This window comes from Pseudomonas sp. G5(2012), assembly GCF_000408945.1.
In the GTDB taxonomy this organism is placed as follows: domain Bacteria; phylum Pseudomonadota; class Gammaproteobacteria; order Pseudomonadales; family Pseudomonadaceae; genus Aquipseudomonas; species Aquipseudomonas umsongensis.
Genome location: NZ_APIO01000010.1, coordinates 104,711 through 114,960, shown reverse-complemented (window position 1 = coordinate 114,960; position 10,250 = coordinate 104,711). Strand labels below are relative to the sequence as shown.

The following is a 10,250-nucleotide window of genomic DNA, read 5'->3' as shown; positions in this document are numbered from 1 at the left end:
TTCGTCTCAACCGAGGCGCGCATTCTACAGCAGCCTCATTTGCTGTCAAGTGGTATTTTTCAGAAGTTTTCAAGGAATCCTTAACAACTTCAACCACTTGCGCCTCAGATCTCTCATCAGCGGGAGGCGAATTCTACAGCGTTACACGCTGCTGTCAACACCTCTTTTTCAACTTCCTTGGCACTTCGATGAACTGAAGCAACCCGCTGCCGAAAACTGCGTAACTCATTGTTTACCAAGGAGTTTTCCGTTTCGACTGCGCCGGAAGTGGGGCGAATTATAGGCTTCCAGAATCTGCCGTCAAGCATTGATCTGGTTTTTCTATCGAGAACACAAAAACAGCGCTTATATATAGACGCGCCTGCACCGATTGCGCAGTATATTGCCCAATACCAAGCACAACACTCAAGTTCCATACCTCGGACGGTGCCTCCCAATGAACGATCAGCCGCGCAGCCTTGCCTCGACCCTGTTTTCGGTCGGCCTGCTATTAATAGCCATGGCATCGATTCAGTCGGGAGCCTCGCTGGCCAAAAGCATGTTCCCCATTATCGGCGCCCAGGGCACCACCACCTTGCGATTGACCTTTGCCAGCGTGATCATGGTGTTGCTGCTGCGCCCATGGCGAGCGAAGCTCACCGCAAAATCACTGCGCACCGTCATTGTCTACGGCATGGCACTGGGCGGCATGAACTTCCTCTTCTACATGTCCCTGCGCTCTGTTCCCCTGGGTATCGCGGTCGCGCTGGAGTTCACCGGGCCATTGGCCGTTGCCATCTATGCTTCGCGCCGCGCCATCGACTTTTTGTGGATTGCCCTGGCCGCTGTCGGCCTGCTGCTATTGATACCGACGGGGGCCACGGCACAAGGGATTGATCTACTGGGGGCCGGTTACGCGTTGGGTGCAGGTGTCTGCTGGGCGCTGTACATTCTCTTCGGGCAGAAGGCTGGTGCCGACAACGGTGTACAGACCGCCGCCCTGGGGGTGGTGATTGCCGCCCTGTTCGTCGCCCCCATCGGCATCGTTCATGCGGGTGCAGCGTTGTTGACCCCGTCATTGATTCCGATCGCCATCGGTGTTGCCATCCTGTCCACGGCCCTTCCCTATACGCTGGAGATGGTTGCCCTCACGCGCATGCCGGCCAAGACCTTCGGCACATTAATGAGCATCGAACCGGCGGTGGGTGCCTTGTCCGGTTTGTTGTTCCTGCATGAATTCCTGTCTTTGTCACAGTGGATGGCCATCCTGTGCATCATCCTGGCTTCCGTCGGTGCCACCATGACGATGGGCAGTGCCGCCAAGCCCGCCGTTGCAGCCGATTGACGACCGGTTTTACACAGACTCTGGTATTTACCGCTCAATTAGGCCATGTTTAGGCCCGCAACCCAGTGCCAGAAATGGACTTTTTCAGGACAGGGACCTCAAAACGCTTCATGCGCAAGCGAATACTGCCAGACCGGGCGATAGATCCGGGAACGCTACAAGGATAGCAATGAAACGAATTTTGATACTGATCGCCGTTCTTGCAGTTGCGGGCTGCGCGGCGACCGCCAAACCCAAGATCAAACACGGAAAGAAAGGGATTCATATCAACTGTTCGGGGCTGTCGTCCTCGTGGGAACAGTGCTACACCAGCGCCGCCAACTCGTGCGCCCCCAAGAACTACAAGGTCATCGCCAAATCCGGCGATGCCGTGGAAGAGCCGGGTGATTATCCGTTCGGACTCAACCCCGCGGGCTATGCCAGCCGCAGCATGATCGTCATCTGTAAATGATCTGAGCCGTTGTCAGGTCCTGGGGCCTGCCAACTGGCGGCCGATCTCCTCATGGCTGGACTTCAGCACCCTGCGCTGCAGATCCGGCGTGATGAGCATTCGCGCCACCAACAGTGCACCGATGCATTGCGACAGAATCGCCCAAGCAAGACTGTCGCTCTCCAGCACCCGCGCCCAACTTTCCTGAAGCTGGCAGATCCAGTGCTCAGCCTGCTGTCGAATCAGCGGATCGGAGCGGGCGATCTCAGCCCCCAACGCCGGTAATGCACAACCTGTTTCCGGGTGCTCGACGTGGGACATGCTCAAGTAGAGCTTGAGGCAACGCTCGAATTTGTCGCGCCCCTGATCAGCCCCCAGCCGCTCCAGGCTCTGACGCAACTCACGCTCGACTATGGAAGCGAACAACGCGTCCTTCGACGCGAAGTGGCTGTAGAACGCGCCACCACTCAAGCCGATGGCTTTCATCAAACCGTCGACCCCCACCGTGGAAAACCCGGATTGCTTGGCCGACAGCGCGCTGCTTTGCAGCAGTTTCTCTCGGGTTTCCAGCTTGTGACTGGCTGAATAACGCATGGCCCTTCCCTCAGGTTCCGTGATCTTGACGCCTGTCGAATCGTAGCATAACGTTCGTTTAGTTAACGATCGTTTACTAAAGGGGTCCAGGCAATGAATAATAAGAAGGTCGTGCTGGTTGTCGGTGCGGGAGATGCCACGGGTGGCGCCATTGCCAAGCGGTTTGCACAGGAGGGATTCGTTGCCTGCGTGACCCGTCGCAGCGCGGACAAACTCCAGCCACTGGTCGATGCCATCAGGGCTGGCGGCGGCGAAGCCCACGGCTTCGCCTGCGATGCCCGCAAAGAAGACGATGTGATTGCGTTGGTCGAGCAAATCGAAAGCGACATCGGCCCGATCGAAGCGTTCGTGTTTAACATCGGCGCCAACGTGCCTTGCAGCATTCTTGAAGAAACCGCCCGCAAGTATTTCAAGATCTGGGAAATGGCCTGTTTCTCAGGCTTTCTCAATGGTCGGGAAGTGGCCAAGCGCATGGCCAAGCGGCAACGGGGTACCATCCTGTTCACCGGCGCCACCGCCGGCTTGCGCGGCGCAGCAGGCTTTGCCGCGTTTGCCGGAGCCAAGCACGGGATTCGTGCGCTGGCACAAAGCATGGCTCGCGAACTGGGACCGATGAATATTCATGTCGCCCACGTCGTGGTCGACGGCGCGATCGATACTGACTTTATCCGTGAGAGCTTCCCCGAGAAGTACGCCACCAAGGACCAGGATGGCATTCTCGACCCCGAGCACATCGCCGAGAACTATTGGTACCTGCACAGCCAGCCCCGCGACGCCTGGACCTTCGAGCTGGACCTGCGCCCCTGGAGCGAACGCTGGTGATCCGCCCCACCCTACGACAACAAGAAGAGTACATCGACGATGAGCAAAACCGTGGAGTTTTATTTCGATCTGGGCAGCCCCGCCACCTACCTGGCCTATACCCAGCTACCGAAGATCTGTGAACAGACCGACAGCCAACTGGTCTACGTGCCAATCCTGCTCGGCGGAGTGTTCAAAGCCACCGGCAACGCCTCCCCGGCCACCGTCCCTGCAAAGGGCCGCTACATGTTCATAGACCTTGATCGGTACGCTAAACGCTACGGTGTGCCGTTGAAAATCAACCCGCACTTTCCGATCAACACACTGGTGCTCATGCGTGCCGTAACAGGTATGCAGATGCGCCACCCTGAGCGCTTTGCCGCGTTCGTCGATTGCCTGTTCAAGGCACTGTGGATCGAAGGTCGCAACCTCAATGATCCGGCCACCGTCGGGGCAGTACTGAGCGAAAACGGTTTCGACCCGGAAGAGATCCTGGCCCTGAGCGCCGAAGAGGATGTCAAAAGCGCCCTCAAGGACACCACCGAAAAAGCCGTGCAACGCGGCGTATTCGGTGCACCGAGCATGTTCGTCGGCGAGCAACTGTTCTTCGGCCAGGATCGATTGGACTTTGTCATCGAAGCCCTAAGTTAAAAACCTAGGGCCCAGTCGACAATATGAGCCCGGGCGCTGGAGACAGCGCCCGGGCCAAAGTCGGTCAAACGGCCGCAGTTCGCGTGTTCAACCACTCCAGCGCAGCACCGTCGAGCAACGGGCTCAAGCGTTCGCGCACTTCGGCGTGGTAGGCGTTGAACCACTGTTTTTCCTCTTCGCTCAGCAGCGAGGTATCAAGACAGCGCGTATCGATCGGGCACAGGGTCAGGGTTTCGAACTTGAGGAATTCACCGAATTCACTGCTGCCTGCCTCGCGGTTCATGGCCAGGTTCTCGATTCGCACACCCCAGCGTCCTGGACGGTAGGTGCCCGGTTCGATCGACGTGATCATGCCTGGCAGCATGGCGGTTTGCGGCGCGGGGGCGGCCTGGTAGGCAATCACCTGCGGACCTTCGTGGACGTTGAGGAAATAGCCGACGCCGTGACCGGTGCCGTGACCATAGTCGACGCTTTCGGCCCAGATCGGCGCCCGGGCAATGGCGTCCAGCAGTGGCGACAGGATGCCCTTGGGGAATTGCGCACGGGACAAGGCAATCACGCCCTTTAGCACGCGGGTGCAATCGCGTTTCTGTTCTGCCGTTGGTGTGCCGACCGCGACCATCCGCGTGATGTCGGTAGTACCACCCAGGTACTGGCCGCCGGAATCGATCAGCAACAAGCCGTCACCTTCGATCACCGCGTGCTCTTCTTCGGTGGCGTGGTAATGGGGCATGGCACCGTTGGCGTTGAATGCGGCAATGGTGTTGAAGCTCAGCGACACGTAACCCGGCCGGCGTTTACGTGCCGCGGTCAGTTTTTCGTCGATGGTCAATTCGGTAATGCGCTCACGGCCCCAGGCCGATTCGAGCCAGGTGAAGAATTCGCACAGTGCTGCGCCGTCCTGCTCCATGGCCTGGCGGATGTGTTCGGCGTCTGCCAGGCTCTTCTGGGACTTGGCCAGGGTAGTCGGGTTCAGGCCTTCGATCAGCTTGACAGCGCTATCGAGGTTACCCAGCAGGCCCGCCGTTACCCGCGCCGGATCGACCAGCAGGCTTGCACCCGCCGGTATGGCGCGCAAGGCGTCGGCCACTTCGCTGTAGTCGCGCAAGGTCACGCCGTCCTGCTCCAGGACCGCACGCAGCTGCGCATCGACCTTGCCTAGCGCGACAAACAGCGTCGCCTGCTGCTGGCTGATCAAGGCGAAAGAGATGAACACCGGATTGAATGACACATCGCCGCCACGCAGGTTGAACAGCCAGGCGATGTCATCCAGGGTGGCAATGAAATGCCAGTCGGCAACACGTGCCTGCAAAGTCTCGCGCAGCTTGGCGAGTTTTTCGCCGCGGCTGACGGTCGCTTGCGGCGGCAAGTGCTGATAGATCGGTTCGTTCGGCAGGCTCGGGCGGTCACTCCAGACTTGGCTCAACAGGTCGATGTCGGTGCGCAGGCGTGCGCCCCGCTCCTCAAGCTTGCTGCCCAACGTGCGTGCGGAAGCCACCGCCATCACCGCGCCATCGACTGCGACCACTCCACCCTGTGGGGTTTGCTCGGCCAGCCAGTCCAACGGCCCGGGTTGCCCAGGTTGCAGCTTGACCAGCTCAATGCCACTGCCCTTGAGTTCCTTGCTCGCTTGTTCCCAATAGCGGCTGTCGGCCCAGACGCCTGCGAAATCCGCGGTAACGATCAGGGTGCCAACGGAACCGTGGAAACCCGACAGCCATTGGCGCCCTTGCCAGTAACCCGGCAGGTATTCGGACAGGTGGGGATCGGCCGACGGCACCAGCAAGGCATGGATACCCTCCCGGCTCATCAGCTCGCGGGTTTGCGCCAGGCGCTGGGGCACTGACCCGGTGATCGTAAACTGCGTATTCATCGTGACTCCTGCTAACCACTTGTCATTATTGTTCAGTGCCGATCAGGGTCGGCGCCTGGTTGCCCTATTGCCAGAATGCCGGAGCACTGGCGCAGGCGCTTTTAATCAGCTGTACCGCTTGATCGATATCCTGCTCGGTGGTGAACCGCCCCAGGCTCAAGCGAATGGTGCGACTCGCCGTGCGGGCATCATGCCCCAAGGCCAGCAGTACATGGGATGGCGCATTACTGGCGGAATTACAGGCCGAGGTCGCGGAAAACGCCATCGAGGCGAGCAATGCCGCGGAGTTGAACTCGCCTTCACTGAAGGTCAGGCTCAGGGTATGCGGGATGCGCCGGGTGAGGCTGCCATTGAGCCGCACACCCGGAATGCTCAGCAATTGCTCAAGCAGGCGTTCACGCAGGCGCACGATCAAGGCTTTTTCTTCATGGAACGAGGCCGCCGCCAGGGCAAAGGCCGCGCCCATCGCGGCAATCTGGTGGGTCGCCAGGGTACCGGAACGCAAGCCGCCTTCGTGACCGCCGCCGTGGATCTGCGCCAGCAAGCGCTGGTGCGCACGCGGGCCGACATACAGCGCACCGATGCCTTTGGGGCCATAGAGCTTGTGCGCCGAGAAGGACATGAGGTCCACCGGCCACTGCGCCAGGTCGATCGCAACCTTGCCCGCGCCTTGCGCCGCGTCGACATGAAACAATGCATTGCGCTCGCGCACCACCTGGCCGATGGCCGGGATGTCGTTGACCGTGCCCAGTTCATTGTTGACCAGCATCAGCGACACCAGGAAGGTGTCCTCGCGCATGGCGTCGCTGACCGCTTGCGCGGTGATCAGGCCATCGGCATCCGGCACCAGGTACGTCACCGCCACGCCGCTGTCCTGCAACTGCCTGGCGGTATCGAGGATGGCCTTGTGTTCGATCTGGCTGGTGATGAGGTGGCCGCAGGCCGAACCGCGCGCCTGGGCCACACCCTTGAGGGCAAGGTTGTTGGATTCGGTGGCACCCGAGGTCCAGACGATCTGTTCTGGCGTGGCGCCAACCAGTTCGGCAACCTGGCGCCGCGCCTGCTCTACCGATTGCCGGGCCTGTTGGCCAAAGGCGTGGGAGCTGGAGGCCGGATTGCCGAAATTACCGTCAAAGCCCAGACACTCGACCATGATCTTGATGACTCGCTCATCCACCGGCGTGGTGGCGGCATAGTCGAAATACAGCGGACGTTTATTCATAAAAGACTCGCAGAGCGTGTTCCGGGATCAGGAAGCTCATGACTGCAAACGGCGAAACGCAGCCTTATGAGCTGCGTGCGGTTTTCAGAAGGTTACCAATACCTGATCGGATGCCGTTAAAGAAGAACAACTTCATTTAAAAGTGCGTCGGAACGCTCCTGATGAGCCAGCTTAACAGGCATCGGGCGAGCGGTTGAAGCAATGCGTCAGCTAAAGCTATCGAGCAAGATCGGATACAGCGATGCCACCAGCAGCGCGGCCATGCCCCAATTGAACAGGCGCAACCAGCGCCGGTCCTTGAGGACATTGCGCAGCAGCGTGCCGCAAGCGGCCCAGACACCGACGCTCGGCAGGTTGATCAGGGCGAACACCGCGGCAATCACAACCACGTTGGTGAAATAGCCCTGCATCGGTGTGTAGGTGCTGATGGCACCGATGGCCATGATCCAGGCCTTGGGATTGACCCACTGGAATGCGGCGGCGCCCAGGTAGCTGATCGGCTTGGGCTCGCCTTTGCCGCTGTCCGAGACAGGCCCGGAGTGCGCGATTTTCCACGCCAGGTAAAGCAAATACGCCGCACCGACGTAACGCAGCACGGTGTAGAGCAGCGGATACGCCTGGAACACCGCGCCGAGCCCAAACCCCACTGCCACGACCAGCACGAAGAATCCGCAGGTGATGCCCAACATATGGGGAATGGTCCGCTGAAACCCGAAGTTCACCCCCGACGCCAGCAACATGGTGTTGTTCGGACCCGGTGTGATCGAGGTGACGAGGGCAAACAGGGCAAAGCCCAGCAGCAGATCGAGCGAGAGTGTCATGGGTGGCAATCCATCGGGGTCAGTCAGGTATTGACCCTATCGCGAACACCCGGGGAAACCCATGGACAGTTAGGCGAAAGTTCCAGCAGTACAGTTTTGGCTCAGCTCTGGCGACCGTGCAGCTGTACAGCTCGTTCGGCGTTCATCTCGCCCTGTTTGTCGAAACCAAAGGTTTTCCGTGGCTCGCCGAGCAGTTCGGCTTTTTTCGCGTGGTATTCATCGAAGGACAAGCCGCGACGATTCAGGGCTTCCAGCGCCAGCTCTCGGGTTTCTTCAGCGGTGTAGGGGCGCAATTCCGGGGAAACATGGCTGGCACATCCGGCAAGTACGGAGACTGCGAGCAGCAAGAAAGTGGCGATCAGAGGTTTCATTTTCGGCGTCCTGGATCGTGTTCGGGGCAATGAACACAGGCTACTCGCGCTTTTACCCGAGCAAAAATCAACGCTCTCGATAGTCGCTATCGGTTTTTTCTAAGGCAGCTCATTTGCAGCCACTATATTCCTTAAAGATATATAAATATCGTTTTATTGTATTTTGAGGAATAACAGACAAGCTTTATAACAATTGCCTCCACTGTTGCCCGAACAACTGTTTACCAGGCAACAGTCCTTCAACAAACAGCCCGTGAAAATCAACAGCGCGACCTGCCCGGAGCGCTGAAAGCCCGATAAATCGGGGCTTCAAGGGATTGGTACAGCTCTTGCTCAACCCGGTGACTACCCACTGCTCGCAGAGCTTCTGTTTAAAAAGGAACTGATCATGTCGCGCCCCTTGAAAGTCGTTGCCCTCTCCGGTGGTACCTGGCGTCCTTCGCGCACCCTGGTGCTGACCCAAGCGCTGTTGGCTCAGCTGGCCGAGCAACTGCCGATCGACAGCAAGCTGATCGAGCTAGGTGACATTGCCCGGCCTCTGGGCGCGGCGCTGTCGCGCCAGGAATTGGCAGCGGATATCGAAGCCGAACTGCAAGCGATCGAAAACGCCGACTTGCTGATCGTCGCCGCGCCGGTTTATCGCGGCTCCTATCCGGGTCTGCTCAAACACCTGTTCGACCTGATCGACCTCAATGCCCTGGTCAACACACCGGTCCTGCTGGCCGCCACCGGAGGCAGCGAACGTCACGCGCTGGTGCTCGATCATCAACTGCGCCCGCTGTTCAGCTTCTTCCAGGCCTTGACCTTGCCGATTGGCGTGTATGCCACCGAAGCCGATTTCTCCAATTACCAGATAACCAGTGAGCCCTTGAAGGCTCGCATTCGCCTTGCTGCAGAACGCGCGGCGCCGTTGTTCGGCGTGCACCCCCACAATCTGCTGAAAATCGCTTAAGGATTTGTTCATGGATGTTTTCTGGTTTCTGCCGACCCACGGCGACGGTCATTACCTGGGCACCACTCAAGGGGCACGCCCGGTAACGCTTAATTATCTGAAACAGGTGGCCCAGGCGGCGGACAGCCTCGGTTACCACGGTGTGTTGATCCCGACCGGGCGCTCCTGCGAAGACTCGTGGGTGATCGCTTCGGCACTGGTGCCGCTGACCGAACGCTTGCGCTACCTGGTGGCGATCCGCCCGGGGATCATTTCGCCAACCGTTTCTGCGCGCATGGCCGCCACCCTGGATCGACTGTCCAATGGCCGGCTCCTGATCAATGTGGTGACGGGGGGCGACCCCGATGAGAACCGTGGCGACGGCAGTTTCCTCGATCACAGCGAACGCTACGAAGTTACCGATGAGTTCCTGAAAATCTGGCGCCGGGTGCTGCAAGGCGAATCTGTGGATTTCGAAGGTAAACACCTGCGGGTACAGAACGCCAAAGCGCTATATCCGCCGGTACAGAAACCCTATCCGCCGCTGTACTTCGGCGGTTCCTCCGATGCCGCCCATGACCTGGCGGCCGAACAGGTCGATGTCTACCTGACCTGGGGCGAGCCACCGGCGGCCGTGGCGCAGAAACTCGCCGATGTGCGTGAGCGGGCCGCGCGCAACGGGCGCACCGTGAAGTTCGGGATCCGATTGCATGTGATCGTGCGGGAAACCGCCGAAGACGCATGGAAAGCCGCTGACAAATTGATCGAACACATCAGCGACGAGACGATCGCCGCCGCACAGAAGTCGTTCTCGCGCTTCGACTCCGAAGGTCAACGGCGCATGGCTGCGCTGCATGACGGACGTCGCGACAACCTGGAGATCTCGCCCAACCTGTGGGCCGGTGTCGGGCTGGTGCGCGGCGGTGCCGGGACCGCACTGGTGGGCGATCCACGGCAGGTGGCCGCGCGGATCAAGGAGTACGCGGACCTGGGTATCGAGAGTTTCATCTTCTCCGGCTACCCGCACCTCGAGGAGGCCTATCGTTTTGCCGAACTGGTGTTCCCGCTGTTGCCCGAGCCGTACGCCAGCCTGGCCGGTCGCGGTGTCACCAACCTTACCGGGCCGTTTGGCGAAATGATCGCCAATGATGTGTTGCCGGCCAAAGCCTGACGTCACCCGTCCTGTAGGAGCTGCCGCAGGCTGCGATCTTTTGATTTCAAAGATCAAGATC

At 59.6% G+C, this 10,250-nt stretch carries 11 protein-coding genes and 1 pseudogene; 7 read left to right on the top strand and 5 right to left on the bottom strand.

Features of this window, described 5'->3' with window-relative positions:
- The 3 genes and pseudogenes from PG5_RS34580 to PG5_RS04870 form a co-directional block, all read left to right on the top strand.
- Positions 1-197 (top strand): annotated as a pseudogene (locus tag PG5_RS34580) (hypothetical protein); the annotation flags it as partial.
- A gap of 239 nt (positions 198-436) precedes the next feature.
- Positions 437-1,324 carry a threonine/homoserine exporter RhtA gene (gene rhtA / locus PG5_RS04875; RefSeq protein ID WP_020795980.1) on the top strand — a complete coding sequence of 296 codons (888 nt, stop codon included), beginning with the start codon at positions 437-439 and terminating at the stop codon, positions 1,322-1,324.
- Positions 1,325-1,493: 169 nt separating this feature from the next.
- Positions 1,494-1,775: a hypothetical protein gene (locus tag PG5_RS04870; RefSeq protein WP_020795979.1), complete on the top strand. Its 282-nt coding sequence runs from the start codon at positions 1,494-1,496 to the stop codon at positions 1,773-1,775.
- A gap of 12 nt (positions 1,776-1,787) precedes the next feature.
- Here PG5_RS04870 and PG5_RS04865 read toward each other — a convergent pair whose 3' ends face one another.
- Positions 1,788-2,348 carry a TetR/AcrR family transcriptional regulator gene (locus PG5_RS04865; protein ID WP_020795978.1) on the bottom strand — a complete coding sequence of 187 codons (561 nt, stop codon included), beginning with the start codon at positions 2,346-2,348 and terminating at the stop codon, positions 1,788-1,790.
- Between the two features lie 93 nt (positions 2,349-2,441).
- Between PG5_RS04865 and PG5_RS04860 the strand changes: the two genes are divergently transcribed.
- Positions 2,442-3,170, top strand: coding sequence for an SDR family oxidoreductase (locus tag PG5_RS04860; RefSeq protein WP_020795977.1), 729 nt, complete (start codon positions 2,442-2,444; stop codon positions 3,168-3,170).
- 39 nt (positions 3,171-3,209) lie between these two features.
- Complete coding sequence (locus PG5_RS04855; RefSeq protein WP_020795976.1) at positions 3,210-3,800, top strand: 2-hydroxychromene-2-carboxylate isomerase; 591 nt, start codon at positions 3,210-3,212, stop codon at positions 3,798-3,800.
- 64 nt (positions 3,801-3,864) lie between these two features.
- Here the strand turns inward: PG5_RS04855 and PG5_RS04850 are convergent, their stop codons facing one another.
- From PG5_RS04850 to PG5_RS04835, 4 genes are all read right to left on the bottom strand, one after another.
- The gene (locus tag PG5_RS04850) at positions 3,865-5,673 is read right to left on the bottom strand and encodes an aminopeptidase P family protein (protein ID WP_020795975.1); all 1,809 of its coding nucleotides are present in this window, start codon (positions 5,671-5,673) and stop codon (positions 3,865-3,867) included.
- Between the two features lie 64 nt (positions 5,674-5,737).
- On the bottom strand, positions 5,738-6,895 hold the full coding sequence (locus PG5_RS04845; protein ID WP_020795974.1) for an aminotransferase class V-fold PLP-dependent enzyme: 1,158 nt from the start codon (positions 6,893-6,895) through the stop codon (positions 5,738-5,740).
- A 206-nt stretch (positions 6,896-7,101) separates the two neighbouring features.
- Positions 7,102-7,716 (bottom strand): LysE family translocator, encoded by a 615-nt coding sequence (locus PG5_RS04840; protein WP_020795973.1) that lies wholly within the window; start codon positions 7,714-7,716, stop codon positions 7,102-7,104.
- A 101-nt stretch (positions 7,717-7,817) separates the two neighbouring features.
- Positions 7,818-8,087 carry a hypothetical protein gene (locus PG5_RS04835; RefSeq protein WP_020795972.1) on the bottom strand — a complete coding sequence of 90 codons (270 nt, stop codon included), beginning with the start codon at positions 8,085-8,087 and terminating at the stop codon, positions 7,818-7,820.
- 388 nt (positions 8,088-8,475) lie between these two features.
- Here PG5_RS04835 and msuE point away from each other — a divergent pair, with 388 nt between their 5' ends.
- Entirely contained in the window at positions 8,476-9,039 is a 564-nt protein-coding gene (gene msuE, locus PG5_RS04830) for an FMN reductase (protein WP_020795971.1), read from the top strand.
- A gap of 10 nt (positions 9,040-9,049) precedes the next feature.
- The gene (gene ssuD / locus PG5_RS04825; protein ID WP_020795970.1) at positions 9,050-10,189 is read left to right on the top strand and encodes an FMNH2-dependent alkanesulfonate monooxygenase; all 1,140 of its coding nucleotides are present in this window, start codon (positions 9,050-9,052) and stop codon (positions 10,187-10,189) included.
- The last annotated feature ends 61 nt before the right edge of the window (positions 10,190-10,250 follow it).